The organism is Achromobacter sp. NPDC058515, assembly GCF_042721735.1.
In the GTDB taxonomy this organism is placed as follows: Bacteria; Pseudomonadota; Gammaproteobacteria; order Burkholderiales; family Burkholderiaceae_B; genus Achromobacter.
In genome coordinates this window covers 238,114-264,727 of the sequence record NZ_JBHXNI010000004.1, presented here as the reverse complement: position 1 = coordinate 264,727, position 26,614 = coordinate 238,114, and the positions used below count along the sequence as shown (strand labels likewise).

Below are 26,614 nucleotides of genomic sequence, written 5' to 3'. Positions count from 1 at the left end.
GCTTTTTGCTGCCGGCGGCGTTCAGACCACGCGGGCGTTCTGCAGCGCGGCGATGCGCGACGGGATCGGCGGGTGCGAGGCGAACATGGCAGCCAGGCCGCCCTTGCCGGTGATGCCGGAGGCTTCGAAGGACTTGGGCAGTTCGCCCGGCTCCAGGCCGCCCAGGCGGGCCAGGGCGCGGATCATCGGTTCGCGGGCGCCCATCAGGTGGGCCGAGCCGGCGTCGGCGCGGTATTCGCGCTGGCGCGAGAACCAGGCCACGATGATCGATGCCAGGACGCCGAAGATGATTTCACAGACCAGCACGGTGACGAAGTAGCCCGGGCCGATGCCGCGTTCGTTCTTGAACACGACGCGGTCGATGAAGTAGCCGACCACGCGCGCCAGGAACACGACGAAGGTGTTCACCACGCCCTGGATCAGGGTGAGGGTGACCATGTCGCCGTTGGCGATGTGCGCCACTTCGTGGGCCAGCACGGCGGCGACTTCTTCCTCGCTCATGCTCTCCAGCAGGCCCGTCGACACGGCGACCAGCGAGTCGTTCTTGAATGCGCCGGTGGCGAATGCGTTGGGGGCGCCTTCATAGATGGCGACTTCCGGGCGGCCGATGCCGGCGCGGTCGGCCAGTTGATGGACCGTGTCCACCAGCCAGGCTTCGCGCTGGTTCCGGGGCGCATTAGGGTCCAGCACCTGCGCGCCGGTGCTCCATTTGGCCATCGGCTTGCTTATCAGCAGCGAGATGATGGCGCCGGTAAAGCCCACCACGACCGAGAAGATCAGCAGCGCGTTGAAGTTCAGGCCGTTGGCCGTGATGATGCGGTCTACGCCCAGGATGCGCAGCGTGGCCGACAGCACGAGCATGACGGCCAGGTTGGTGACGACGAACAGGATGATGCGTTTCATGTTTTTTTGTTCCTCTGCGAGCGGGAAATAGCCCGGGTTCGACATGGCGGCGGCCCGCCAGTTCCCCGACTCGCCGGCACCGCTCCCGGTGACGAAGAGTATAGTATCGCTTTCCCTTATTCCTCCTCACTTTTCCCTTAGCGTAGAGCCCCATGCAGGCACTTTGGATGTTGCTGGCGTCCGCCATGTTCGCCATCATGGGGTCGTTCGTGAAGCTCGGCACCGAACACGGCGCGTCGCTGCCGCAGGTGGTGCTGTTCCGCGGCCTGCCTTCGGTCGTATTGCTGCTGCTCTGGGCCCGCGCCGGCCGCCAGTCCATCGTTCCGACCAGCTGGAAGCTGCATATATGGCGCAACCTGTCCGGCGTCACATCGATGTGGCTCGGCTTTTTCGCCATCTCCCACCTGCCCCTGGCCACCGCCACCAGCCTGAACTACACGGCGCCGCTTTTCATCGCCTGCTGGATGCTGGGCTGGGGCGGCGCGCAGCGCGACCCGGTGCGCATCGTGGCCGTGGCGCTGGGCTTCCTGGGCGTGATCGCCGTGCTGCGGCCCAGCATCAACGAAGACCAATGGCTGGCCGCCTTGCTGGGCATGGGCGCGGGCGCCATGTCGGCGATCGCCATGATGCAGATCCGCCAACTGGGACGCATTGGCGAACCTGAATGGCGCACCGTGCTGTTCTTCTCGGTGGCCGTATGCGTGTCCAGCTCCGCCGGCCTGGCGTTCGAAGGCTGGGGCCAGGCGGACTGGACCGGCTATTTCTCGCTGCTGGGCGTGGGCGTGACGGGCCTGTTCGGGCAACTGGCCATGACGCGGGCGTTCGGCATGGGGTCGGCGCTGCTGACCGCGGCGCTGCAGTACAGCACCATCATCTTCGCGGCCTTGCTGGGCATGGGCTTCTGGGGCGACCATCTGGACGGTCTGGCCTGGGCCGGCATGGGCTTGATCATTTCCGCGGGCCTCTTGTCGGTGTGGCGCACCATGCGCGACCCCAAATCGGGCTGAGCCCGCAGCCGCCCCTATTCCGCACAGGAGCACAACGAATGACGACGACCCTGATTTCCGCCGCCGACCTGGCCGCGCGCCTGGATGCGCCCGATGTGCGCGTGTTCGACGTGCGCCACGACCTGACCAATCACGCGGCGGGCCGCCAGGCCTACGACGCCGGCCACATCCCCGGCGCGCGCTACCTGGATCACGAGACCGAGCTGGCGGCCGCCCGCAACGGCAAGAATGGGCGGCATCCCTTGCCGTCCCGCGCCGAATTCGGCGCGCTGATGGCCGCCCACGGCGTCACCCCGCAGACCCTGGTGGTGGCGTACGACGCCAGCGGCGGCATGTATGCCGCGCACCTGTGGTGGATGCTGCGCTGGCTGGGCCATGGCCAGGCGGCCGTGCTGGACGGCGGCTGGCAGGCCTGGCTGGGCGCCGGGCTGCCGACGACGACCCAGGCTGCGCCCGCCGTGCAGCCGGGCAAGCCGGTTGCGCCCGGCGCGCCGCTGGCCGGCTCCGTGGATGCCAGGGCCGTGCTGGACAATATTGCCCAGCCGTCCTTCACCGTGATCGACGCCCGCGCGGCCAACCGCTATCGCGGCGAAGTCGAGCCCATGGATCCCGTCGCCGGCCATATCCCCGGCGCCTTGAACCGTCCCAACGGCGAAAACCTCCAGCCGGACGGCCGCTTCAAGGCGGCCGAGCAGTTGCGCGCCGAATTTTCCGCCCTGCTGGCCGGCCGCGACCCCGCTTCGATCGTCCACCAATGCGGTTCGGGCATCACCGCCTGCCACAATCTGCTGTCCATGGAAATCGCGGGCCTGTCCGGCTCGCGCCTGTATCCGGGATCCTGGAGCGAGTGGTGCAGCGACCCGTCCCGCCCGGTGGCCAAGGGCGAATGAATGCAAAAAGCCAGGGCGCAATGCCCTGGCTTTTTCAATGGGAGTCGCCCGCTGCTACCAGATGGCGGCCAGCTTGACCCGTCCCGAGACGCTTTCGGCGATTTCCAGGAAGTGGTCCAGGGGCGGCGTGGCCAGCCCCGGCACCTTGGCCATGTCGTCCCAGCGCCTCAGGCGTATCGAGTCCGGCGCGCCCGGCATGCTGGCGAAATCCACCGCCTGGCCAGCGTCGAAACTGCCGCCCTGCAGCGCCAGGCTGCGCTTGGAGTCCTCCGAGAGCGACGCTTCGTACTGCGGCTCCACATAGCAGAGGTAGCGCTTGGCCTCGACGTGCAGCCGGATGGGGTCCAGCACGGCCGAGCTGAACAGCCCGCGCAGGAAGGGCAGCACGAAGTACTGGTGCTTGTCGTCGATGCCCCGCAGCGTGGGCGTGCCGGGCCGGTCGGCGATCAGGTGGCCCAGGTCGTGCAGCAGGCAAGCGGTGATGAGGTGGGCATTGGCGCCGTGGCGCTCGGCGAGCGCCGCCGTTTGCAGCGCATGCCGCAAATGGCTGACGGATTCGCCATGATAGGAACGGTGCCCGCGTTCCAGGAAGAGCTGTTCGATATCTTGCAAGGTCAAGGCCATGGTTGTCTCCTGAGTGGCCGCAAGGGGAAGAGGCGGGCAGTGACCGCTAGCGGTCAGCCGGCTGCCGGCGCCATCTCCAGAAAGCGCGCGATAAGCTGCACCGGTTGGCGCTCGCGCAGGCAGTACAGGTATTCATGCATCACGATGCCGGCGTCCTGGATGTCCAGGGCCGCCAGGTCGGGATGGGACGGGATCTCGCGCGAAGGGATCAGGCTGACCCCCAGTTCACAAAGAATGGCCTGCCGGATCGATTCCCGGCTGCCGATCTCCAGCGTGCGGCGCACCGCGACGCCGGCCGCCTGCAGGGCGTCCTCGGTAAGCTGGCGCGTCATCGAACCGGGTTCGCGCAAGAGCAGGGCGTGCTCGGCCAGGTCGGCCAGGCGGACCTGGCCGCGCCGGGCCAGTGGATGGCTGCGGTGCGTCACGACGCGGATCGGGTCGGCGGCGATCATCCGGCGGTACAGGTGCTTGTCATCCATCAGAAAGGATGAGGTGGCAATCTCTATGCGGTAGTCGTGCAGCGCCTGCAGCATGGTCTGCGAGTTGCCGATCGTTACGGTCAGGTCGATGCCGGGATAGCGCTGGTTGTATCGGCGCACCGTATCCATGATGTAGAAGGGGCCGGTGGCGCCGATGCGCAGGTTGCCCTCGCGCAGGTCGCTGGCGTCGCGCAGCCGGAAATCGATCTCGGTTTCCTGCTGCACCAGCTTTTCCACCATGGGCATCAGGTTCTGTCCCGCATCCGACAGCCGCATGCCCCGGCCCTGGCGGTGGAACAGTTCGATGCCGTAGCGCGACTCCAGCTGGCGCAGTTGCCCCGTCACCGTGGGTTGGCTGACACCCAGCTGGGCGGCGGCCTTGGTGACGGTGCCGCAGCGAGCCACGGCGTAGAAGGATTTGAGTTCGGCGACAAGCACGATGGTGGGGATGGCAGGTGGACGCAATGCGCAAGACCGCCAGTACACCAAAATAATTTGATGTTTTTATTACTGCATTTGCGCGAAGTGTCATAAACACTCAATACGCGGCTTCCATACTGCCTTCGTTCCCAGACCGGAGGCACCATGCCCCAACGCGATACCGCCTTTCTATCAGTGCAGAATCTTGTGAAGCGATTCGGCAGCCATACGGCGCTGGCCGACGTTTCCCTGGATATACGCGCCGGAGAGCTGGTTTGCCTGCTGGGACCGTCGGGTTGCGGCAAAACGACATTGCTGCGCGCCATTGCCGGGCTGGAGCGCCAGGACAGCGGCGCCATCGTGCTGTCGGGCCGGGACATCTCGTGCGCCGAGCCTCAAGAGCGCGACTACGGCATCCTGTTCCAGTCGTACGCGCTGTTTCCCAACCTGACCGTGGCCCAGAACGTGGCCTACGGCCTGAGCGGCAAGCGCGCCCATCGCACCCACGTCGCCAGCCGCGTCGAGGAAATGCTGACCCTGGTCGGCCTGGCCGGCGCGGCGGACAAATATCCGGGACAGATCTCCGGCGGCCAGCAGCAGCGCGTGGCCCTGGCGCGCGCGCTGGCGCCGTCGCCGTCGCTGCTGTTGCTGGACGAACCCATGTCCGCGCTGGACGCCCGCGTGCGCGAGCATCTGCGGATCGAACTGCGCGCCCTGCAAAAGCGCCTGTCCATCACGACGCTGATGGTGACGCATGACCAGGAAGAGGCCATGGTGATGGCCGACCGCATCGCCGTGATGAACGGCGGCGTCATCGAGCAGTACGGCACGCCGCGGGAACTCTATCGCCAGCCGGGCTCCGCCTTCATCGCCGATTTCGTCGGCGAGGCGAACTGGCTGCCGTTCGAGCGCATCGACGCTCATCGCGCCCGCGTCGGCCGCCAGGAGCTGGCGGTGGACGAGGCGCTGGACGCCAAGGCCGGCAAGCTCTTTGTGCGCCCCGAAGCCGTGCGAGTCAGCATGGCTCGGCCGCAAGAGCCCAACTCCATGCTGGCCGACGTGCTGGACGGCGTGTTCCTGGGCCGCGGCTACCGCCTGGCGCTGCGCCTGGAAGGCGTGCCCGGCGCCACCGTGCATTCCATCGTGTCCCCTGAAACCGGAGACGCCCTGCTGGGCCCTCACGCCGCCAGCCGCTGCTGGGTGGAGCTGCCGCGCCATGCGATACGCGCCTACGCTTGATCCGGTCATGACCCGTTCCTCCGCCATGGCCGAGCCGGCCCCGGTTCTTTCGCCCTCCGCGCCCGCGCTGGGCCGCCGTCCGCTGCCGGGCTGGATCGGCTCGCTGGGCTTGACCCTGGGGCAGGGCGCGCTGGTGCTGGGCCTGCTGCTGTTCCTGGCGCTGCCCCTGGCGGCCATCCTGGTCAAGTCCGTCACCGACAGCGACGGCGCCTGGGCCGGCTTCTCGGTCATCGCCGGCATCATCGGCGCCGACGGATTCCTGGCCATGGTCGGGCGCAGCCTGACCGTGGGCGTCGTGACTGTGATGCTGGTCGTGCCTTGCGCCTACGGCTTTGCCTATGGCCTGACCCGCACCCGGCTGCCGGGCAAGGGCTTGCTGCGCACTGTCGCGCTGCTGCCGCTGCTGGCGCCGTCGCTGCTGCCCGGCATCGCGCTGGTTTACCTGCTGGGCAACCAGGGCCTGCTCAAGGGCCTGACCGGCGGCGCCACCATCTATGGTTTCTGGGGCATCGTCGTGGGCGAGGCGTTCTACACCTTTCCCCATGCGCTCATGATCCTGCTGACCGGCCTGACGCTGGCGGACGGCCGGCTGTACGACGCCGCGCGGGCCATGGGCGCGGGTCCATGGCGCACCTTCCTGACCGTCACCTTGCCCGGCACGCGCTATGCGGTGTTCTCCGCCTGCTGCGTGGTGTTCACGCTGACCGTGACGGACTTCGGCGTGCCCAAGGTCGTGGGCGGCGACTACAACGTGCTGGCCATGGAAGCCTACAAGGCCGTGGTCGGCCAGCAGAATTTCCCCAAGGGGGCGGCCATCGGCATCCTCCTGCTCCTGCCCGCGCTCCTGACCTTCGTGTTGGACCGCCGGCTGCGGGCCCGCCAGGGCGCCCAGATGAGCGGCCGCGCCCAGCCCTACGCGGCGGGCGTGAACGGCCGCCGCGACGCTGCATTCCTGGCGCTGGCCGGGGTGCTGGCGGCCTTCCTGCTGCTGATCATCGGCGTGGCCGTATGGGCCTCGTTCGTGAAGATGTGGCCCTACAACCTCTCGATGTCGCTGCGTTCCTACGATTTCGACAACATGGACGGCGGCGGCTGGCTGGCCTGGCGCAACAGCCTGCAACTGGCGTTCTGCACGGCCGTGCTGGGCACCATCGTGGTCTTCGTGGGCGCCTGGATGATGGAAAAGGTGCCGTCCCGCGGCGCCGTGGCGCGCGGCCTGCGCGGCATGGCGGGCATGCTGGCGCTGATGCCCATGGCGGTCCCCGGACTGGTGCTGGGCCTGGGTTACATCTTCTTCTTCAACAGCCTCATGAACCCGCTGAACGTGCTGTATGGAACCATGCCGTTGCTGATCCTGTGCACGGTCGTCCACTTCTATACCAGCGCGCACCTGACCGCGGCCACCGCCTTGAACGCGCTGGATCCCGAGTTCGAGGCCGCCTCCGCCTCGCTGAAGGTGCCGCGCATGACGACATTCCTGCGCGTGACCCTGCCGATGTGCCTGCCGGCGGCGCTGGATGTCGCCCGCTACCTGTTTGTTTCCGCCATGACGACGGTGTCGGCCGTGGTGTTCCTGTACAGCCCGTCCACGGTGCTGGCCGCCGTCGCCGTGCTTAACATGGATGACGCCGGCTTCATCGGACCGGCCGCCGCCATGTGCACGGTGATCATGGCCAGTTCCGCCGCCGCCGCGCTGGTCCTGCACCTGGCCAGCCGCGCGCTGGTGGCGCGCAGCCAGGCCTGGCGCCGCCCCGTGGCCCGTTGACCGACAATTTTTCAAGGATGATCCCCATGACTGTTACGCCTTTGCCTGTCCGCCTTGAAGCGGTGATATTCGACTGGGCCGGCACGCTGGTCGACTTCGGTTCCTTCGCGCCCACCAAGGTGTTCGTCGATGCCTTCTCGCAGTTCGGCATGGAAGTGTCGCTGAAGGAAGCCCGCGGCCCGATGGGCATGGGCAAGTGGGACCACATCCGCGCCCTGTGCGACCAGCCTGCCATCGCCAGCCAGTACCAGGCCCAGTTCGGCCGCCTGCCCGGCGACGACGACGTGACCGCCATCTATGAACGCTTCCTGCCGATGCAACTGGAAAAGGTCGCGCAGTATTCGGCGGCGATTCCCGGCGCGGCCGAGCTGCTCCGCGCGCTGCGCCAGCGCGGCCTGAAGATCGGCTCGTGCTCGGGCTATCCAGACAGCGTCATGCGCCGCGTGGTCGAGCGCGCCGCCTCGGAAGGGCTGGAGCCTGACTGCATCGTCGCCAGCGACGACGTGCCGCGCGCGCGTCCCGCGCCCGCCATGGCGCTAAAGAACGTGGTGGAACTGGGCCTGTCCGACGTGGCCGCCTGCATCAAGGTCGACGACACCGCCCCGGGCATCGAGGAAGGGCGCCGCGCCGGCATGTGGACAGTGGGCCTGCTGCTGTCGGGCAATGCCGCCGGCCTGACGCTGGACGAATACCTGAGCCTGGACGAGGCGGGCCGCGAGCGCGCGCGCGCCGCCGCGAGCCAGGAACTGTCGTCCGTCCCGGCGCATTACCTGATCGATACGGTGGCCGACCTGCCGGCCGTGATTACCGACATCGAAGCCCGCCTGGCGCGAGGCCAACGCCCCTGACCTAGACGCTTCTTGCCCGGGTCCCCGGGGCATTTCATTCATTCGCAACGCATACCGCGGCCGCCATCCGCCGGCCGCGGGGACTTTCTTCACCCTTTTTTCCGCTCACCCACGGAGTTCCTCATGAATCGCTACAAGCTGCTTGCACTGGCCGCCGCCCTGACGGGCGTGATGGGCGCCGCCTCCGCCGAGACCACGCTGACCGTCTACACGGCGCTCGAAGCCGACCAGATCAAGGTCTACCAGGCCGCGTTTGAGAAGGCCAATCCCGACGTCAAGATCCAGTGGGTGCGCGACTCCACCGGCATCATCGCCGCCAAGCTGCTGGCGGAAAAAGGCAACCCCAAGGCCGACGTGATCTGGGGCCTGGCCGGCACGGCGCTGGGCCTGATGGATAAGGAAGGCATGCTGCAGCCCTACGCCCCCAAGGGCCTGGACCAGATCGCCGCGAACATGCGCGACGCCAAGGCCGAGCCGTCGTGGGTCGGCATGGACGGCTACGCCGCCGCCATCTGCTTTAACACCATCGAGGCCGAAAAGCAGAAGCTGCCCAAGCCCACGTCGTGGCAGGACCTGACCAAGCCCGTGTACGCCGGCAAGATCGTCATGCCGAACCCGGCGTCCTCGGGCACGGGGTTCCTGGACGTGAGCGCGTGGCTGCAGATCTTCGGCGAAGAAAAGGGCTGGGCCTACATGGACGCGCTGCACAAGAACATCGGTTCGTACACGCACTCGGGCTCCAAGCCGTGCAACATGGCCGCGGCCGGCGAATTCCCGATCGGCGTGTCGTTCGACTACCGCGCCGCCAAGCTGAAGGCCGACGGCGCGCCGGTCGAAGCCGTGTTTCCGTCGGAAGGCCTGGGCTGGGAAGTCGAAGCCACCGCCATCATGAAGGGCACGAAGCACCTGGAAGCCGCGCGCAAGCTGGCCGACTTCTCGGCCAGCCGCGAGGCCAACGAACTGTACAAGGCCAACTTCGCGGTGCTGGCGATTCCGTCGATCGCGACGGTCAACCCGAACCTGCCGGCCGACCTGACCACGCGCATGATCAAGAACGACTTCACGTGGGCGGCCACGAACCGCGAACGCATCATCGCCGAATGGACCAAGCGCTACGACGGCAAGTCCGAGCCGAAGAAGAAGTAAGCCCGCAATCCCTCTGGCAGTGTTCCGAAGATGAAAAATTTCGACGTAATCGTGGTGGGCGCGGGCATGCTGGGCATCGCGCACGCCTGGGCGGCCGCCAAGCGCGGCCTGTCGGTGGCCGTGATCGAGCGCAGCCGCCAGGCGCATGGGGCCACGGTCCGCAACTTTGGCCAGGTCATCGTGACTGGCCAGGCGCCCGGCATGATGCTGTCGCACGCCCTGCAGGCCCGCGAACTGTGGCTGGAGCTGGCCGGCAAGGCGGGCTTTCACGTGCGGGCCAACGGCGCGCTGGTGCTGGCGCGCAATGCCGACGAGGCCGACGTGCTGCAGGAGTTTGCCGATACGCGCATGCGGCAGGAAGGGTATCGCGCCGAACTGCTGTCCGGCCGCGACGTGGCGGGCCTGTACGGCGGCCAGCTGGCCCATCATTGCATGGCGCTGCGCGGCCAGGACGACTTGCAGATCTATTCGCGCGAGGCCTTGCCCGCCATCACGCGCTACCTGGAGAGCTCGCTGGGCGTCGCGTTCATCACGGGAACGCTGGCGCGTGCGGTGGAGAACGGCGAGGTCGGCACCACGGCCGGCGACTTCAAGGGCGCGCACGTCTTTGTCTGCCCGGGCCATGACTACCTGACCTTGCTGCCCGAGCGCTTTGCGCCGCTGGACCTGGAGGTCACTCGCCTGCAGATGCTGCGAGCGGCGTTCGAGACGAACCCGATCGCGCTGGACCGCCCGTTGCTGACGGGCCTGTCCTGCGTGCATTACGGCGCGTTCTCGGATCTGCCCTCGGCGCAGGCGTTGCGCGGCGTGATCCAGGAGCGCACGCCCATGCTGCTGGAGAACGGCATCCACCTGCTGATCAGCCCCACGCCGTACGGGGAGCTGATCATCGGCGACTCGCACCGCTATGGGCAGGACGCGCCGCCGTTCAACGACGAGGCCGTCGACAACGCCATGCTGGATCTCGCGTCGCAGGCCCTGGGCGCGCGGCTGCGGGTGCTGGAGCGCTGGCAGGGCGTGTATGGCGCGCACGGCCCGGCGCCGTTCTCGGTGCTGCCGGTGGACGCGGCGACCACCGTGGCGGTCATGCACTCCGGCGTGGGCATGACGGTGGGGCTGGCTATCGGCGAACGCACGGTGGCGGGCGTGACGGGGCGTTGAGTTCCGCCGGCGCAGCGCAATGAAAAGGGCCTCGCGATCGCGAGGCCCTTTGCCTTTGCTGCGGGACGAGCCGGCCTACAGCTCTTGCATGATGCGGCGATACCACTCATGGAAATGCTGCATGCCGTCTTCCATCGGCGACTGGTACGGCCCGGTTTCGTTCACGCCGCGCAGCATCAGGGCCTTGCGGCCGGCATCCATGCGTTCGGCGATCTCATCGTCTTCGATGGCCGTTTCCATGTAGGCCGCGCGCTGCGCCTCGACGAACTCGCGCTCGAACGCGGCGATCTCCTCGGGGTAGTAGAACTCGACGACGTTCACCGTTTCCTGGGGACCCTTCGGGTACAGCGTGGACAGCACCAGCACGTGCGGGTAGAGCTCGATCATGTGGGTCGGGAAGTACGTGACCCAGACCGCCCCGAAATCCGGGGCGTCGCCGTCGCGGAACGACAGCAGGCGGTCGTGCCATTGCTTGTACACATCCGAACCCGGCTGCGCCAGCGCATTGTGGACGCCCACCTTCTGCAGGCTGTACCAGTCGTTGAACTCCCAGGCCAGGTCGTCGCACGTGACGAAGCGCCCCAGGCCGGGGTGGAACGGACCGACGTGATAGTCCTCAAGGTAGACCTCGATGAAGGTCTTCCAGTTGTAGTTGCACTGATGCACTTCGACGTGGTCCAGCACATAGTCGCCGAAGTTGAACTCGGGACGCGAGAACAGCGGCGCCATGTCGGCGGCCGGATCGCGCGGGCCTTCGAACAGCAGACCATGGCAATCCCGCAGGCGGAACTTCTGCAGATTCATGCAGGGCGTGGTCTCGAACTGAGGCGCGCCCAACAACTCGCCCTGGTTGTTGTACGTCCAGCGATGCAGCGGGCAGACAATGTTGCCGCCGGTGGCCTTCAGATTGCCGTGCGTGTTGCAGTTGCCGGCCACATTGCCGGCTTCGCCGCCAAGCATCAATGCCTGACGGTGGCGGCAGACATTTGAGATGAGTTCGACGCCTTGCTGGTTGCGAACCAGCGCGCGCCCTCCGCTTTCCTGTACCAACGTACGCCAATCCCCGACTTCAGGCACCACTTTCTGGTGGCCGACGTATTGCGAGGATTGCTTGAAAATGAGTTCTTGCTCGCGGGCAAAGAGGGCTTCGTCAAAATACGCGCTGACGGGTAGCTGGGTGCGAGCTGGCACGACATGTGCCATCCGACCGATGTCGGTCATGATTCCCTCCGCTCGGATAAAAAAGCCAGGACGGTTTGAGCTTTGCCAAGCGCATTTGTTCAAGCCAAGATTTTGTTCAGGGCTTGTTCAAGAATTTGAGCCTGGCTAAATCCGTTCTGGCGCGAAGAAAAATCGGTGTCTGGCCGATCAAATAAGCCGTGAATTGTACCCCAAGGGCCTTCCCCACGCCCGTGTAGATCGGGCAAGGCTGGCGCAACTGCCAGGGGGCGAGTTTGGCCAGGCGCAAAACCCGATTAACCCTTCGGTGCGTAGGTCTTTCAGACGAGCTTGCGCGTGGCGGGATGGCGCCTTAGCAACCAGCTGCTGGCCGCCGACAGCGCGAACACCGCCATCGTCAGCAAGGGCACGGCCCAGGCATCGCGCTGCCCGCCGGAGAAGGCGCCGGCGCGGCGCGCCACGTCCAGGAACACCGGATGGATCAGATAGACGCCGAACGTCAGCGGCGCCAGCGAGGCCAGCCTGGGCAGCCGGGGCGAGGACACGATCCACTGGAACGCGGCCAGCGACATGAACGGCACGGTCAGGCTGAAGTAGTCATAGAAATAGGTGTCCAGCGCGTGGCCGTTGGACATGACGGTCACGCCCAGTGCGGTGGCGGCAACGCTGGCGGCCAGCATCAGGCCGGGGCGCGGAATGCGCATCTCGCCGTCGAAAATCAGGCGGCCCGCGACGAAGTAGCCCAGATAGGGGAGGAACCACGTCAGGAAAAAGCCGTGAGGCGCGCCGAGCGCGCGGCGATACAGCGCGTCCAGGATCGCCACGCCCAGAATGCCCACCACCCACAGCACGCGAGCCCGGGGGGCGCTGCGCGCATACAGCAGGCGGACCAGCGGGGCGAACAGGTACAGGCCCACGATCATGTACAGGTACCAGAGGTGGTAGTAGGGCTCGCCTTGGGCGACCTTGCGCGGCCAGAACGAAAAATCGATGCGGCCGTCATCCCACCAGTCCAGTCCGGTGCGCCATGCCAGGTAGAAGAGGGTCCAGAACAGCAGAGGGGCGCAGATCCGGGCCATGCGTTTGCTGTAGAACCGGCGCGCGTCGTGGGGCTTGTCGGGATCCAGCAGCAAGGCGCCGCTGACCATCACGAAGACCGGCACGCACCAGCGCGCGGCGGAGTCATACAGATTGGCGGCGAGCCAGGCGCCGCCGCCATACGCGGCCGGGTCGCTCACGATGAGCGCCGCGCTGTGCAGCAGGACCACGGCCACGGCGGCCAGCCAGCGGGCGGCGTCCAGGCGGGAATATCGGTCTTCGGTGTAAGGCATCGGGCTCCCGCTGGGTGTTTGCTTTTCACCTTAGCAGCGACACGGCCCCGATTTCTGTATCCAGGGGTTAGGCCAGGCGTAAAAAACCGACAGGGCCCGGGTTGGCGCTGCCGGTGGAAAAGGCGGCCCGCGATAGGGGGACGGGCCGCTGCGTCGCGGGCCGGCGGGTCCGCGAACGTTTTGTCACGAAACCGTCGGGGCGTGAAGGCGCGTTCCTACTGCAGGACGATGTTGGCCTGCTTGATCAGTTGCGACACGATGGGCTGTTCGGTCTTGATCTGCTTGTCCAGTTCGGCCGCCGTGCCCGAGCGCGGGTCGATGCCCATGTCCAGCATGCGCTTTTTCACGGCTTCGTCCTGCAAGGTCTCGGTCAAGGCCGACTGCAGCTTTTCCAGCACGGGGGCGGGAGTGCCCTTGGGCGCGACGAAGCTGAACCAGGCCGTCATGTCGAATGCCGGGTAGCCCTGTTCGGCCAGCGTGCCCAGCTTGGGCTGCGTCGCCAGGCGCGACGGGCTGGTGATCGCGAATACCTTGACCTTGCCGGCGTCGGCCTGCGGCATGCCGGTGGCGACCATGTCGAAGAACAGGTCCACGTCGCCGCTGATCAGCGCGGGCAAGGCCTGGGTTGCGCCCTTGAAGGGCACGTGCAGGATGTCGATGCCCGCGCGCTCCTTGAACAGTTCGCCGGCCAGGTGCGACGAGGTGCCGGCGCCGAACGTGGCGAAGGTCAGCTTGCCCGGGTTCTGCTTGGCGTAGGCGACGACGTCCTGGGTGCTGTTGAACGGGCGCTTGGGGCTGGAGAGCAGGACCAGCGGGCCCACGCCCACCATGCCGATGCGCGCGAAACTGTCCGGGTCGTAGGGCAGTTCCTTATACAGGTAGCGGTTGGTGACCAGCGTCGAGTTGGTGGCCATCAAGATGGTGTAGCCGTCCGGCGTTTCGCGAGAGACGAAAGCGGCGCCGATGGAAGTGCCGGCGCCCGCCTTGTTCTCGACGATCATCGGCTGGCCCAGGGTCTTGGCCATGCGCTCGGCCAGGACGCGCGTCAGCACATCCGTGGCGCCGCCCGCCGGGAAGGGCGAGATCACCTTGATCGGCCGGGACGGATAGGTGTCGGCCTGGGCGCCCAGCGATGCGGCGCTGAGCAGCAGGGTGGCGAGCAGTTTGAAGCTGGTGCGTATCATGTTTTCCCCTTGAAAACGCATGGTCGAGAGTGGATCGCCGGGCCTGGCTTGGCTGGGCTGCGATGGGTCGCATCGCGGCGGCTTGCCAGGTCTCCTTGGATGTTTTAAATTCCATGTATTGGAATTTAATTTTGGTCTTCGAAATAAACTATAAAAACGAAGCGAATAGAAATGCAATCTTTTTCTGACGCCAGGCGCATCGCGCGCCCTCCCGCCAAGCCGGACGACAAGCTTGAGCTCAGCCTCCCGGCGCGCCGCAAGCGCGCGCCAGGCGCGGGCGAGGGCGCCAATTCCCCGGACTTCATCACGGCGCTCGCCCGCGGGCTGGATGTGCTGAGATGCTTCCGCCATGGCGTGGCGGCGCTGGGCAACCTGGACCTGGCCCGCCTGACCGGGCTGCCCAAGCCCACCATCAGCCGTATTACTTACACGCTGACCGAGCTGGGCTACCTGCGCTATCACCCGGACACCGGCAAGTATTCGCCCGGCTATGGCGTCCTGGCGCTGGGGTTTGGCCTCCTCGCCGGGCTGGAAGTGCGCGAACTGGCCAAGGCCTCGATGACCGACCTGGCCCGCGACACCGGGGGCGCGGTCGCCCTGGGCGCCTTCGACGGCGACGCGATGACCTACGTCGAAGCCATCCACGGTTCCTCCGCCCTCTATCTGCGGCTGCCTGTCGGCTACCGCGCCAGCCTGGACAGCGCCATGGGCCGCGCCTACCTGGCCAGCCTGCCGCAAGAGGAATGTGCGGACGTCCTGGCGCGCCTGGGCCAGGCGGCCCCGGCGGCCACGGCGATCGAGCGCGCTCGCTCCGAACTGCGGGAATCGGGCTGCTGCTTTGCCATTGGCGAATGGCAATCGGGCATCAATGCGGTCGCCGTCCCGTTCGCGTCCATCACGGGCGAAGGCGTGTTCGTCATGAGCTGCGGAGGGCCCGCCAGCCTGCTGGAAGAGCCGGACCTGCGCGCCCGCGTGGCGCCGGCCCTGAGGGCCGCGATCGCGGGCCTGGCGGGGGCGCCGGGCTGAGACGCGGCGCGCATCCCGGCCGGGCGTGGCTATCTCGTACAATTCACGGATTGATCCACCCCTAGCGCCCTCGGAGACCCGTTTGGCCAAACCCACACAAGCTGATCCGCAGACTGACGACCGTCCCTTGCCCCAGGATTTCGAAACGGCCCTGGCCGAGCTGGAATCATTGGTTGCGGCCATGGAAGACGGCTCGTTGCCGCTTGAGCAATCGCTGGCCGCCTATCGGCGCGGCGTGGCGCTCACGCGGGTCTGCCAAGACCGCTTGGCGCAGGCCGAACAACAGGTCAAGGTCCTGGAAGGCGACCTGCTGCGTCCGCTGGATCCTGCCGCGCTGGATGACGAATAAGAACCCGATGAAGCAAACACAACTCGCCTTTCCGGAGTGGTTGCAAGGCCGTGCGCGACACGTCGAAGACGTGCTCGACGACCTTCTTCCTCCGGCGGACGTGCTGCCCTCGCGCCTGCACGAAGCCATGCGGTACGCCGTCCTCGGCGGCGGCAAGCGCGTTCGCGCCGCCCTGGTCTATGCCGCCGGGCAGGCCTGCCCGGTCAGCGGCAGCGTCCTGGCCATCGAAGCCTCGCTGGACCGCGCCGCGGCCGCCGTGGAACTGATCCACGCCTATTCGCTGGTCCATGACGACCTGCCCTGCATGGATGACGACGTCCTGCGCCGTGGTCGCCCCACCGTGCACGTGCAGTTCGACGAAGCCACCGCCATGCTGGCGGGCGATGCCCTGCAGCCGCTGGCGTTCGATCTGCTGGCCTCCATGCCGATCGCGCCCGCGCTGATCGTGCAGGCCACGCAGTCGCTGGCGCGCGCCGCCGGCAGCCAGGGCATGGCGGGAGGACAGGCCATCGACCTGTTCAGCGTCGGCCATTCGCTGTCGCGCGATGAACTGCAAATGATGCACAGCATGAAGACCGGCGCTATGCTCGCGTGCAGCGTGGCGCTGGGCGGCATCGTCGCGGGCGCCAGCTCGGCATCGCGCCAGGCGCTGGACGCCTACGCGCAGGCCATGGGGCTGGCATTCCAGGTGGTCGACGACATTCTCGACGTGACCGCCGACAGCGCCAGCCTGGGCAAGACGCCGGGCAAGGACGCGGCCGAGAACAAGCCCACGTATGTATCGCTGCTGGGGCTTTCCGAGGCGCGCGCGTTTGCCGAAGAGTTGCGCGTAGCCGCCCTGGATGCGCTGGCGCCGCTGGGCGACGCGGGCGCGCGCCTGGCCCAGCTGGCCGATTTCATCGTTCTCCGAGACCGCTGATCCGTGACAAGCCCGGCCTGAATGCAGGCCGGGTCAACGAACCACATAAAAGCATGACGACAGATTTGTTGGACCGCATTCAATCCCCGGCAGACCTCAAGCGCCTGGATCGTCGCGAGCTGAAAAAGCTCGCGGACGAGCTGCGTGGCTTCGTGCTGGAGTCGGTATCCAAAACGGGCGGGCACCTGTCGTCCAACCTGGGCACCGTCGAGCTGACGCTGGCGCTGCATCAGGTGTTCGACACGCCGCACGACCGCATCGTCTGGGATGTGGGCCACCAGTCCTATCCGCACAAGATCCTGACCGGCCGCCGAGCCGGCATGGCCAAACTGCGCCAGCAGGGCGGCATCTCGGGCTTTCCCAAGCGCAGCGAGTCCGAATACGACGCCTTCGGCACCGCGCATTCCTCCACCTCCATCTCGGCGGCGCTGGGCATGGCGGTCGCCTCGCGCAACGCTGGCGTGCAGCGCCAGCACATCGCGGTGATCGGCGACGGCGCGATGTCCGCCGGCATGGCGTTCGAGGCCATGAACAATGCAGGCGTCACGCCCAACATCAACCTGCTGGTGATCCTGAACGACAACGACATGTCGATCTCGCCGCCGGTGGGGGCGCTGAACCGCTACCTGGCCCGGCTGATGTCGGGCCGCTTCTATGCCGCGGCCAAGAACGTGGGCCGCGCCGTGCTGCAGCACGTCCCGCCGGTGCTTGAACTGGCGCGCCGCTTCGAAGAGCACGCCAAGGGCATGGTCACGCCGGCCACGCTCTTCGAGGAATTCGGCTTCAACTACGTCGGCCCCATCGATGGCCACGACCTGGATGCGCTGGTTCCCACCCTGCAGAACCTGAAGGCCCTGGAAGGCCTGCAGTTCCTGCATGTGGTGACCAAGAAAGGGCAGGGCTACAAGCTGGCCGAGGCCGATCCGGTGCTGTATCACGGCCCGGGCAAGTTCGATCCGGCCGTCGGCATCCAGCAGTCCAAGGCGCCGGGCAAGCGCACGTTCACCCAAGTGTTCGGCCAGTGGCTGTGCGACACGGCCGAGCAGGATTCGCGCCTGGTCGCCGTCACCCCCGCCATGCGCGAAGGCAGCGGGCTGGTGGAATTCGAAAAGCGTTTCCCGCAGCGGTATTTCGATGTGGGCATCGCCGAGCAGCACGCCGTGACGTTTGCCGCGGGCATAGCCTGCGAAGCGCAAAAGCCCGTCGTCGCCATCTACTCCACCTTCATGCAGCGCGGCTACGACCAGTTCATCCACGACGTCGCCCTGCAGAACCTGGATGTCACGTTCGCGCTGGACCGCGCCGGCATCGTGGGCGCCGACGGCGCCACGCATGCGGGCAACTACGACATCGCCTTCCTGCGCTGCGTGCCCAACATGGTGGTCGCCACGCCCTCGGACGAAAGCGAAACGCGCCTGCTGCTCACCACCTGTTATCAGCATCCGGGCCCCGCATCCGTGCGCTATCCGCGCGGCGCGGGCTGCGGCGCCCAGGAAGGCGCCGGCCTGGATGCCGTCGAGCTGGGCCGCGGCGAGGTTCGCCGCGAAGGCCGGAAGATCGCCATCCTGGGCTTTGGCACGCTGGTCCAGGCGGCGCTGGGCGCGGCCGGGAAACTGGACGCCACCGTGGCCGACATGCGCTTCGTCAAGCCGATCGACCGCGAACTTATCCTGGACCTGGCAAGCCGGCACGATGCGCTCGTCACCGTGGAAGACGCGTCCATCATGGGCGGCGCGGGCAGCGCCGTGCTGGAGGTGCTGAGCGCGGCGGGGGTGCTGATTCCCGTGCTGCAATTGGGCTTGCCGGACGAATTCATCGACCACGGCGAGCAATCGGCGCTCCTGGCCGGCATTGGCCTGGACGCCGCCGGCATCGAGCAGTCGATCCGCGCCCGCTATGCCGATCTGCTGGGCTGACCCCCTACTTGTGGACGAGGGCTGCCGCCTTCGTCCACAAGAATGAAACACACTGTTCCGGCCCCGCTAACCTACGAATAGAAGGGTTTTCCCTGGCGGTTGCGGGCGTATAGGCGATAATGAGCGCCTCTCAAGATTACTAGGCCCGTGCGTTTTCACGACTGATTGCCTAGACAGGTAAGCCGAAATGAATTCTCCGATCGACCCCGCCATCGTGATGCCCGACGTCCAGAGTTCGGCGGACACCCGGCACATTCCGATTCAGCGCGTGGGCATCCGTGGCGTGCGCCACCCCATGCTGATCGAAAGCGGCGATGGTTCGCCCCAAGGCACCGTGGCCAACTGGACGCTGACCGTGGCGCTGCCGGCCGAAGAAAAGGGGACGCACATGTCCCGCTTCGTGGCCCTGCTGGAAAAGTACCGCAGCACCCCCATGACGCCCACGCTGTTCCGCGCCATGGCTGCCGACATGCTGCCGCTGCTGCATGCGGAGCGCGGCGACATCACCGCCTCGTTCCCGTACTTCATCAACAAGTCCGCCCCGATCTCCGGCGTGCAAAGCCTGCTGGACTACGAAGTCCAGTGGATCGCCCGCGCCCAGGACGATGGCGTTGAATTCGAACTGGTCGTGCAGGTGCCCGTCACCAGCCTCTGTCCGTGTTCCAAGGCCATTTCCGAGTACGGCGCGCACAACCAGCGCTCGCACGTCACGGTTTCGGCCATCCTCAGCGACGACATCGGCATGGATGGCGTCATCCGCCTGATCGAGGAAGAAGGTTCGTGCGAACTGTGGGGCCTCTTGAAGCGCCCCGACGAGAAGTACGTCACGGAACGCGCCTACGACAACCCCAAGTTTGTCGAAGACCTGGTGCGCGATGTGGCCGCCCGCCTGAACGCGCATCCCGGCATCGCCCGCTACCGCGTCGAGGCCGAGAACTTCGAGTCCATCCACAATCACTCGGCCTACGCCGTCGTGGAAGGCTGAGCCTTCCGTGGGCCATCCGGCGGCCAATGACTGGCCGCTCATCGCGGGGCTGCAAGATTGGGAATCGCGGCTGGCCAGCAATCTGGCCGGCCGCGGCCGTTTTGGCCTCGCCCTGTACGAGTTCTTCCGTTTCGGCGTAAAGCAGGCATGGGCCTGCCTGTTCGGCGGGCTGATGTGCGCGCTGCTGCTGGGCTCCTACTGGTGGTATCCCAAGGACGCCGTCCTCGCCCGATATGACTTCCTGACCCTGGCCGCGCTCGGCATCCAGGCCATGCTGCTGGCGCTGCGCATGGAAACCTGGAGCGAGGCCCGCGTGATCCTGATGTTCCATGTGGTGGGCACCTGCATGGAGCTGTTCAAGACCGCGGCCGGCTCGTGGATCTACCCCGAGGCCAGCGTGCTTCGGATCGGCGGGGTGCCGCTGTTCACGGGCTTCATGTACGCGGCCGTGGGCAGCTACCTGGCGCGCGTGTGGCGGCTGTTCGATTTCCGCTTTCGCGCGCATCCGCCGCTTGCCGCCACGGCGGCGCTGTCGGCGCTGATCTACCTGAACTTCTTCACGCACCACTACATCGTGGATTTTCGGTGGGCGCTGTTCGCGCTGACGGCAGTGCTGTTTGCCCGCACCTGGGTGTACTTCCGCATCTGGCGCGTCTATCGCCGCATGCCTCTCCTGCTGGGTTTCGTGCTGGTGGCGCTCTTCATCTGGTTCGCCGAGAACATCGGCACCTTTGCCAACGCCTGGCGCTATCCGAGCCAGGCGCAGGCCTGGCAGCTGGTGTCCCTGGCGAAGCTGGGCTCCTGGTTTCTGCTGATGATCATCAGCTACGCGATGGTCAGCATGGTCAACCGGCCGCGGGAAATCGATGTTGCGGATCTGCCTCGGGCGGTGGGTCCGGCGGCGGCGAGTAACGCGTCCCTTATTTCATAACGCTACTTCAACTTGCGTGTCCCTCATCAATCGGTGATAATCGAGGGCTTTCTTGCTCGACCGCCCATGGTTTTTGGGCAGCGGGCTGCCCCTTGCGGCGATCGTCAAAGCAGTAAATCCACCCATGATGGAAAGCGCGGGTGCAAGACGGTCGGCCAGCGAGACATCCTCAAGGAGTTTTACTCATGCGTCACTACGAAGTAGTGTTTATCGTTCACCCCGACCAAAGCGAGCAAGTGCCCGCCATGGTCGAGCGTTACCAAGCGCTGGTCACGGGCCAAGGCGGCTCGATCCACCGCCTGGAAGACTGGGGTCGCCGCCAACTGGCCTACCCGATCCAGAAGCTCGTCAAGGCTCACTACGTCTGCCTGAACATCGAGTGCGGCCAAGCCACGCTGGATGAGCTGGAACACTCGTTCCGCTACAACGACGCCGTTCTGCGCCACCTGGTCATCAAGACCAAGAAGGCCCAGACCACGCCCTCGATCATGATGAAGTCGGTCGAGCGCGAAGAAGCCCGTAAGGCTTCGGCGGAAGCTGTCGCGGTTCAGCCCGAGTAAGCTGGGCTCACGCAGAGCTCATCCCATGAAGTCCCCTCGGTGCCTGGCAGGATGAATAAGCTGGAACTCAGCGCCCGCGTTCTCGAATGCGAGCCTTTGCGCCACACTCCCGCCGGACTGCCAGCGCTGGAAATGCTGCTGGCTCACGAGTCGGAGATCATCGAAGCCGGCCACCCGCGCCGTGTCGAATTGACGATCACCGCCGTGGCATTGGGCGATCTGGCGTTGCTGTTGAGAAACACCGCTTTAGGGTCTGAATTGCTGGTGCAGGGGTTTTTGGCTCCCGCCCGCAAGGACTCGGTGAAGATCAAGCTGCATTTGCAGCAGGCGCGCAAGGTCAGCGGCAGCGCAGGACGCGATCCGCAGGTGGCTTGAAGGGAATGAGTCCATAGGTGCGAGAGCGCCTTCTGAATACGGATAGGTTATGGGGAATTGGGCCCGGCTTTTGAAAAACCCGGGTGGAACCGATCCCCTCAAACATAGAGGCACATATCATGGCTTTCTTCGGAAAACGCAAAGAAAAACGCAAATTCACGCAGCAGAACCCGCTTTTCAAGCGTCGTAAGTTCTGCCGCTTTACCGCAGCCGGCGTCGAAGAGATCGACTACAAGGATCTGGACACCCTGCGCGACTTCGTGCAAGAAAACGGCAAGATCATCCCGGCTCGCCTGACCGGCACCAAGGCAATCTACCAGCGCCAGCTGGACACCGCCATCAAGCGCGCGCGCTTCCTGGCCCTGTTGCCTTACACCGACAACCACAACTAATCCGGGGCACTGAAATGCAAGTTATTCTGCTCGAAAAAGTCGTCAACCTGGGCAACCTGGGTGAAGTCGTGCGCGTGCGCGATGGCTACGCCCGCAACTTCCTGATTCCCCAGAAGAAGGCGCGTCGCGCAACCGACGCCGCCCTGAAGGAATTCGAAGCCCGCCGCGCCGAACTGGAAAAGGCCCAGGCCGAGAAGCTGGCCGCTGCCCAAGCCCTGGGCGAGCGCATGAACGGCTACCAGCTGAAGATCGTCCAGAAGGCCGGCGTCGACGGCCGCCTGTTCGGTTCGGTCACCAATGCCGACATCGCCGATGGCCTGAAGAAGGCTTCCTTCGAAGGCGTCGAAAAGGCCCAGGTGCGTCTGCCCAACGGCCAGCTGAAGGCTGTTGGCGAGTTCCCGGTCCAGGTCGCTCTGCACGCTGACGTCGTGGTTGACGTCACGGTCCTGGTCGAAGGCGAACTGTCCTAAGCCGGTACCTGCGGTAAAAAGAAGCCGGCCCGCGCGCCGGCTTTTTTTCTTTTCGCCCAACGGCGCCGTGCGTGCCGTCATCCGGGCGGCACGGCCCAGGCCTTACGCTGTTGCTTTCAGAGGACCTCTTGACTCATCCGCCCGTTCATCACAATGCGCCGCCCGGCCTGCGCGCCTGGCTCGACAACGTGGACGCATCGCGTGAACCCGCGGTGCGGGATGTGACGATAGATGGCGTCCGTTGCATCATCAAGCGCCGCCGGCCTGGTTTTGGCCGGGGCTTGAGCTATGCGCTGCGCTACGTCCGCGCCTTGTTCCTGGGCGCCGGCTGCAAGATCTTCCTGGGCGAGTTTCCGCGGCCCGGCGTGCTCTTGCGCAACGGCCTTGCCCACGAGGGGCGGCGGTTGACGCAATTGCTGGAAGCCGGCTGCCGCGTGCCGGAAGTGTGGTGGCAGGAGCAGGGCCTGCTCGTCCTGGAGTACGTGGGCCGGGACCTGGCCGACCTGATCCGCAAGGAGGACCTGACCTCGCGCCTGTGGCTCACGCGCGCGGCCGCCACCGACCTGGCCGCCTTTCATGCCCGCGGCATGTGGCATGGCGGCGCGCAGATCCGCAACGTCACGCTGCAGGACGGCGAGATGTGGCGCATCGACTTCGAAGAGAACATCGGCGCCACGCTGTCCCGGCCGCTGGCGCAGGCCTACGATCTGTTCCAGCTGCTGGCCTCGCTGGTGTCTTTGCGTAAATTGCCGGACGACGATGCCGCAACGCTGGGTAAACTGGCGCTCGAGGTTTACCTCGAGTGCAACCCCGACCCCGAAGTCAAAGCCCGCCTGACGCGCCTGGCGCGCGTCCTCTGCGGTATCGCGACGCCCCTGCGCCCCGTGCTGAGCCGTTTCCCCTCGCGCGATGTCCAGGGGTTTTTCCGCGTCGCGGATATCCTGCAGCCGTTACTATTGAAGTCATGAACACACCCGCCGATTCCCAGCTTGAATACCTTCGCGTTCCCCCCCATTCCATCGAGGCGGAGCAGTCGGTTCTGGGCGGCCTGCTGCTGGACAACACCGCGTGGGACCGTATTGCCGACGTCCTGGTGGAAGAAGACTTCTACCGCCACGATCACCGGTTGATCTGGCACCACATTGCCCGCCTGATCGGGCTGGCGCGTCCCGCGGACGTGATCACGGTCAATGAATCCCTGATCAGCGCCGGCAAGGCCGAGGACGCGGGCGGCCTGGCCTATCTGAACGCCCTGGCGCACAACACGCCGTCGGCCGCCAACATCCGGCGCTATGGCGAAATCGTGCGCGAGCGCGCCATGCTGCGCAAGCTGGTGTCGATCGCCGACGAGATCTCCTCGGCCGCGTTGAATCCACAGGGCAAGGAAGCCCGCCAGCTGCTCGACGAGGCCGAATCCAAGGTCTTCCAGATCGCCCAGGAGGGCTCGCGCGGCGCCGCGGGCTTCCAGGAGATCCAGCCGCTGCTCACGCAGGTGGTCGAACGCATCGACGAACTCTATCACCGCGAAGGCAGTTCGGACGTGACCGGCGTGCCCACCGGTTTCGCGGACCTGGACAAGATGACCTCGGGCATGCACGGCGGCGACCTGATCATCGTGGCCGGCCGCCCGTCCATGGGCAAGACCTCGTTCTCGATGAACATCGGCGAACACGTGGCCATCGAACAGGGCCTGCCGGTGGCGGTGTTCTCCATGGAAATGGGCGCCGTGCAATTGGCGATGCGTATGCTGGGTTCGGTCGGCCTGCTGGACCAGCACCGCATGCGCACGGGCAAGCTGATCGCCGAAGACTGGCCCCGCGTGACGCACGCCGTGCAGCTCATGCAGGATGCGCAGGTCTACATCGACGAAACGCCCGCGCTCAGCCCCATGGAAGTGCGCGCCCGCACGCGCCGCCTGGCGCGCCAGTGCGGCCAGCTTGGCCTGATCATCATCGACTACCTGCAGCTCATGTCGGGCAACGGTTCCGGTGAGAACCGCGCCACCGAAGTGTCGGAAATCAGCCGCTCGCTCAAGGGTCTGGCCAAGGAGCTGAATTGCCCGCTGATCGCGCTGTCGCAGCTGAACCGAAGCCTGGAGCAGCGCCCCAACAAGCGCCCCGTGATGAGCGACCTGCGCGAATCGGGCGCCATCGAACAAGACGCCGACGTGATCCTGTTCATCTACCGCGACGAGGTCTACAACCCCGATTCGCCGGACAAGGGCACCGCCGAGATCATCATCGGCAAGCAGCGTAACGGTCCTATCGGCACCGTGCGACTGACGTTCCAGGGTTCGAGCACGCGCTTCCTGAACTTCTCGGGCGCGCAAAGGCCCGACATGTACTGACCGCCGTCTGTTCCGGCCGAAAAAAAACCGCGTCCGAGAACGCGGTTTTTTCTATTGGACGCCAGGCTCAGGCGTCGGCCTCGGGCCGCTTGCCGAAGCGCGCCGCGAGCACGCCGCAGACCATCAGCTGGATCTGGTGGAACAGCATCAGGGGCAGGACGATCGCGCCCACGGCGTGCCCGGCAAACAGCACCTGGGCCATCGGGATGCCGCTGGCCAGGCTCTTCTTGGAGCCACAGAAGAGCAGGGTGATGCGGTCTTCCATGCTGAAGCCGAACATGCGGCCGGCCAATGCGGACAGGCCCAGCGCCAGCGCCAGGATGACGGCGCAGCAGACCACCAGGCCGAGCAGCGCGGGGATCGGGGTCGAACTCCACAGGCCCTCGTTGATGGCTTCGGAGAAGGCCGTGTAGACCACCAGCAGGATCGAGCCCTGGTCGACGAACTTCAGCATGGCCTTGCGCTTGTGCACCCAGGCGCCGATCCAGCGGCGCGCGAACTGGCCCAGCACGAACGGCAGCAGCAGCTGGAGCATGATCTTGCCGACGGCGTCGAAGGAAATCGGCGCGCTGCCCGCATTGGCCACGACGGTGCCGACCAGCAGCGGGGTCAGGAAGATGCCCAGCAGGCTGGAGGCCGATGCGCTGCACACGGCAGCGGGCACGTTGCCGCGCGCCATGGACGTGAAGGCGATGGCCGATTGCACGGTCGCCGGCAGGCAGCACAGGAACAGGATGCCGAGATAGAGCTCGGGGGTGACCAGCGGTTCCAGCACGGGCTTGAGCGCCAGGCCCAGCAGCGGGAACATCAGGAACGTGGCGGAGAAGATCGTCAGGTGCAGCTTCCAGTGCGTCAGGCCGGCGATGATGGCCTCGCGGGACAGGCGCGCCCCATGCAGAAAGAACAGGAGGCCGACGGCCACGTTGGTGATCCAGCCGAATACCACCACGCCTTGCCCGTGCGCGGGCACGATGCTGGCGATGATGACGGTGCAGATCAGATAAAGGGTGAAGCGGTCGGGCAGGAGTCGGACAAGACGGGACATGGGGGATGGAGGGCTGACAGAAAGCGGCGGCGCGCGATGCGCGCCGGAAACGGGGCGTATTGTAGACCCGGGGGCGGGATGGTCCCGCGCAGGCGGACGTCAGTGTCCGCGCGGTGAGGCAGGCGCGGGGCCTGCCGCCCTCAAGGCGTCATCGCCAGCGCCAGGTCGAACGCCGCAACCAGGGAGGCCTGGTCGGCCACGCCCTTGCCGGCGATGTCGAAAGCGGTGCCGTGGTCGACGCTGGTGCGCACGAAGGGCAGCCCGACCGTCACGTTCACGCCATGGTCCAGCCCCAGGTACTTGACCGGGATCAGGCCCTGGTCGTGGTACTGGGCCACGACGATGTCGAACTCGCCGCGGCGGGCGCGCATGAAGATGGTGTCGCCGGGCCAGGGGCCGCTGGCGTCGATGCCTTCGGCGCGCGCGGCGGCGATCGCCGGTTCGATGATGTCGATGTCTTCGCGGCCGAACTTGCCGCCTTCGCCCGCGTGCGGATTCAGGCCCGCGACCGCCACGCGCGGCCGCGCAATGCCCATCTGCCGGCAGGCGCGGTCCGCCAGCCGCATCGCGGTGAGCTCGGCCTCGGGCGTGATGCGGGCAATGACGTCCGCGAGCGCCACGTGGATGGTCACCAGCAGCACGCGCAGCTCGTCGTTGGCGAGCATCATCGCGAAGTCCTGCGTGGCGGACCGTTCGGCCAGGATCTCGGTATGGCCGGGATAGTCGATGCCGGCCTCGTGCATGGACTTCTTGTTCAGCGGGGCCGTGACGATCGCCCGGATCCGGCCGGCCTGCGCATCGTCGATCGCGGCGCAGACGTAGTCATAGGCGCCGCGTCCCGCGGCCGCGCTGATCTGCCCGGCGGGCAGGTCGGCGGGCAGGGCGGGGCCGCAAGCGATGACATTGATGCGGCCGGCGTCCGGACGGGCATGGCCGATGCCGGGGACCTCGACCACCTCCAGGCGCGCGCCGAGCTGGGCCGCGGCGCGGCGCAGCGCGCCGGCGTCTCCGTACACCACACAGGGCGCGTTCAGCCCTTGCGCGTAAGCCTTGACGACGATCTCGGGGCCGATGCCGGCGGCATCGCCCATGGTGATACCCACGGGCAGAAGAGTGTTCACGA

The 26,614-nt window shown here is 66.4% G+C and carries 27 protein-coding genes; 19 read left to right on the top strand and 8 right to left on the bottom strand.

Going from position 1 to position 26,614, the window contains the following annotated elements:
* Positions 1 to 21 precede the first annotated feature (21 nt).
* A complete protein-coding gene (gene htpX / locus ACFWP0_RS09975) occupies positions 22 to 903 on the bottom strand; it encodes a protease HtpX (protein ID WP_377841623.1) in 882 nt (293 codons plus the stop codon).
* 152 nt (positions 904 to 1,055) lie between these two features.
* Between htpX and ACFWP0_RS09970 the strand changes: the two genes are divergently transcribed.
* Together ACFWP0_RS09970 and ACFWP0_RS09965 are read left to right on the top strand one after the other, a co-directional pair.
* On the top strand, positions 1,056 to 1,910 hold the full coding sequence (locus ACFWP0_RS09970; protein WP_377841621.1) for a DMT family transporter: 855 nt from the start codon (positions 1,056 to 1,058) through the stop codon (positions 1,908 to 1,910).
* A gap of 38 nt (positions 1,911 to 1,948) precedes the next feature.
* Complete coding sequence (locus ACFWP0_RS09965) at positions 1,949 to 2,800, top strand: sulfurtransferase (RefSeq protein ID WP_377841620.1); 852 nt, start codon at positions 1,949 to 1,951, stop codon at positions 2,798 to 2,800.
* Positions 2,801 to 2,854: 54 nt separating this feature from the next.
* On the opposite strand, the gene ACFWP0_RS09960 is transcribed toward ACFWP0_RS09965, so the two are convergent.
* A complete protein-coding gene (locus ACFWP0_RS09960; RefSeq protein WP_377841618.1) occupies positions 2,855 to 3,424 on the bottom strand; it encodes a phosphonate degradation HD-domain oxygenase in 570 nt (189 codons plus the stop codon).
* Positions 3,425 to 3,477: 53 nt separating this feature from the next.
* Complete coding sequence (locus ACFWP0_RS09955) at positions 3,478 to 4,341, bottom strand: LysR family transcriptional regulator (protein ID WP_377841869.1); 864 nt, start codon at positions 4,339 to 4,341, stop codon at positions 3,478 to 3,480.
* 147 nt (positions 4,342 to 4,488) lie between these two features.
* Between ACFWP0_RS09955 and ACFWP0_RS09950 the strand changes: the two genes are divergently transcribed.
* The 5 genes from ACFWP0_RS09950 (at position 4,489) to ACFWP0_RS09930 (ending at position 10,482) form a co-directional block, all read left to right on the top strand.
* On the top strand, positions 4,489 to 5,562 hold the full coding sequence (locus tag ACFWP0_RS09950) for a putative 2-aminoethylphosphonate ABC transporter ATP-binding protein (RefSeq protein WP_377841617.1): 1,074 nt from the start codon (positions 4,489 to 4,491) through the stop codon (positions 5,560 to 5,562).
* Positions 5,563 to 5,587: 25 nt separating this feature from the next.
* Positions 5,588 to 7,327 (top strand): putative 2-aminoethylphosphonate ABC transporter permease subunit, encoded by a 1,740-nt coding sequence (locus ACFWP0_RS09945; RefSeq protein WP_377841867.1) that lies wholly within the window; start codon positions 5,588 to 5,590, stop codon positions 7,325 to 7,327.
* A gap of 17 nt (positions 7,328 to 7,344) precedes the next feature.
* Positions 7,345 to 8,175: a phosphonoacetaldehyde hydrolase gene (phnX, locus tag ACFWP0_RS09940; RefSeq protein ID WP_377841616.1), complete on the top strand. Its 831-nt coding sequence runs from the start codon at positions 7,345 to 7,347 to the stop codon at positions 8,173 to 8,175.
* 123 nt (positions 8,176 to 8,298) lie between these two features.
* Positions 8,299 to 9,321, top strand: a complete 1,023-nt coding sequence (locus tag ACFWP0_RS09935; RefSeq protein WP_377841614.1) for a putative 2-aminoethylphosphonate ABC transporter substrate-binding protein — start codon at positions 8,299 to 8,301, stop codon at positions 9,319 to 9,321.
* A 30-nt stretch (positions 9,322 to 9,351) separates the two neighbouring features.
* Complete coding sequence (locus ACFWP0_RS09930; protein WP_377841613.1) at positions 9,352 to 10,482, top strand: TIGR03364 family FAD-dependent oxidoreductase; 1,131 nt, start codon at positions 9,352 to 9,354, stop codon at positions 10,480 to 10,482.
* Between the two features lie 75 nt (positions 10,483 to 10,557).
* Here the strand turns inward: ACFWP0_RS09930 and ACFWP0_RS09925 are convergent, their stop codons facing one another.
* From ACFWP0_RS09925 to ACFWP0_RS09915, 3 genes are all read right to left on the bottom strand, one after another.
* Positions 10,558 to 11,703 (bottom strand): aromatic ring-hydroxylating dioxygenase subunit alpha, encoded by a 1,146-nt coding sequence (locus tag ACFWP0_RS09925; RefSeq protein ID WP_377841612.1) that lies wholly within the window; start codon positions 11,701 to 11,703, stop codon positions 10,558 to 10,560.
* Positions 11,704 to 11,981: 278 nt separating this feature from the next.
* Positions 11,982 to 12,992, bottom strand: coding sequence for an acyltransferase (locus ACFWP0_RS09920; RefSeq protein ID WP_377841610.1), 1,011 nt, complete (start codon positions 12,990 to 12,992; stop codon positions 11,982 to 11,984).
* A 215-nt stretch (positions 12,993 to 13,207) separates the two neighbouring features.
* Positions 13,208 to 14,176: a Bug family tripartite tricarboxylate transporter substrate binding protein gene (locus tag ACFWP0_RS09915; RefSeq protein WP_377841609.1), complete on the bottom strand. Its 969-nt coding sequence runs from the start codon at positions 14,174 to 14,176 to the stop codon at positions 13,208 to 13,210.
* Positions 14,177 to 14,347: 171 nt separating this feature from the next.
* On the opposite strand from ACFWP0_RS09915, the gene ACFWP0_RS09910 reads away from it, so the two are divergent.
* The 12 genes from ACFWP0_RS09910 (at position 14,348) to ACFWP0_RS09855 (ending at position 24,446) form a co-directional block, all read left to right on the top strand.
* Positions 14,348 to 15,202 (top strand): IclR family transcriptional regulator, encoded by an 855-nt coding sequence (locus ACFWP0_RS09910; protein ID WP_377841607.1) that lies wholly within the window; start codon positions 14,348 to 14,350, stop codon positions 15,200 to 15,202.
* Between the two features lie 82 nt (positions 15,203 to 15,284).
* Entirely contained in the window at positions 15,285 to 15,551 is a 267-nt protein-coding gene (locus ACFWP0_RS09905) for an exodeoxyribonuclease VII small subunit (protein ID WP_377841605.1), read from the top strand.
* A gap of 7 nt (positions 15,552 to 15,558) precedes the next feature.
* Positions 15,559 to 16,470 carry a polyprenyl synthetase family protein gene (locus tag ACFWP0_RS09900; RefSeq protein WP_377841603.1) on the top strand — a complete coding sequence of 304 codons (912 nt, stop codon included), beginning with the start codon at positions 15,559 to 15,561 and terminating at the stop codon, positions 16,468 to 16,470.
* 53 nt (positions 16,471 to 16,523) lie between these two features.
* A complete protein-coding gene (gene dxs / locus ACFWP0_RS09895) occupies positions 16,524 to 18,386 on the top strand; it encodes a 1-deoxy-D-xylulose-5-phosphate synthase (RefSeq protein ID WP_377841601.1) in 1,863 nt (620 codons plus the stop codon).
* A gap of 187 nt (positions 18,387 to 18,573) precedes the next feature.
* A complete protein-coding gene (folE2, locus tag ACFWP0_RS09890) occupies positions 18,574 to 19,371 on the top strand; it encodes a GTP cyclohydrolase FolE2 (protein WP_377841599.1) in 798 nt (265 codons plus the stop codon).
* Between the two features lie 7 nt (positions 19,372 to 19,378).
* Positions 19,379 to 20,302 carry a DUF817 domain-containing protein gene (locus ACFWP0_RS09885; protein WP_377841597.1) on the top strand — a complete coding sequence of 308 codons (924 nt, stop codon included), beginning with the start codon at positions 19,379 to 19,381 and terminating at the stop codon, positions 20,300 to 20,302.
* 185 nt (positions 20,303 to 20,487) lie between these two features.
* Positions 20,488 to 20,862 (top strand): 30S ribosomal protein S6, encoded by a 375-nt coding sequence (gene rpsF / locus ACFWP0_RS09880; RefSeq protein ID WP_171663313.1) that lies wholly within the window; start codon positions 20,488 to 20,490, stop codon positions 20,860 to 20,862.
* A 51-nt stretch (positions 20,863 to 20,913) separates the two neighbouring features.
* A complete protein-coding gene (gene priB / locus ACFWP0_RS09875; protein WP_377841595.1) occupies positions 20,914 to 21,237 on the top strand; it encodes a primosomal replication protein N in 324 nt (107 codons plus the stop codon).
* 119 nt (positions 21,238 to 21,356) lie between these two features.
* Positions 21,357 to 21,629, top strand: a complete 273-nt coding sequence (rpsR, locus tag ACFWP0_RS09870) for a 30S ribosomal protein S18 (RefSeq protein ID WP_006218308.1) — start codon at positions 21,357 to 21,359, stop codon at positions 21,627 to 21,629.
* A 14-nt stretch (positions 21,630 to 21,643) separates the two neighbouring features.
* Positions 21,644 to 22,099, top strand: coding sequence for a 50S ribosomal protein L9 (gene rplI / locus ACFWP0_RS09865; RefSeq protein WP_377841593.1), 456 nt, complete (start codon positions 21,644 to 21,646; stop codon positions 22,097 to 22,099).
* Between the two features lie 128 nt (positions 22,100 to 22,227).
* Entirely contained in the window at positions 22,228 to 23,067 is an 840-nt protein-coding gene (locus ACFWP0_RS09860; RefSeq protein ID WP_377841592.1) for a hypothetical protein, read from the top strand.
* A complete protein-coding gene (locus ACFWP0_RS09855; RefSeq protein WP_057285020.1) occupies positions 23,064 to 24,446 on the top strand; it encodes a replicative DNA helicase in 1,383 nt (460 codons plus the stop codon). Before ACFWP0_RS09860 ends, ACFWP0_RS09855 begins: the two co-directional genes overlap by 4 nt.
* A 67-nt stretch (positions 24,447 to 24,513) precedes the next feature.
* Here the strand turns inward: ACFWP0_RS09855 and ACFWP0_RS09850 are convergent, their stop codons facing one another.
* Both ACFWP0_RS09850 and pdxA read right to left on the bottom strand, forming a co-directional pair.
* Positions 24,514 to 25,491, bottom strand: coding sequence for a bile acid:sodium symporter family protein (locus ACFWP0_RS09850; protein WP_377841591.1), 978 nt, complete (start codon positions 25,489 to 25,491; stop codon positions 24,514 to 24,516).
* A 140-nt stretch (positions 25,492 to 25,631) separates the two neighbouring features.
* Positions 25,632 to 26,612 (bottom strand): 4-hydroxythreonine-4-phosphate dehydrogenase PdxA, encoded by a 981-nt coding sequence (gene pdxA / locus ACFWP0_RS09845; protein ID WP_377841589.1) that lies wholly within the window; start codon positions 26,610 to 26,612, stop codon positions 25,632 to 25,634.
* Positions 26,613 to 26,614: the final 2 nt, after the last annotated feature.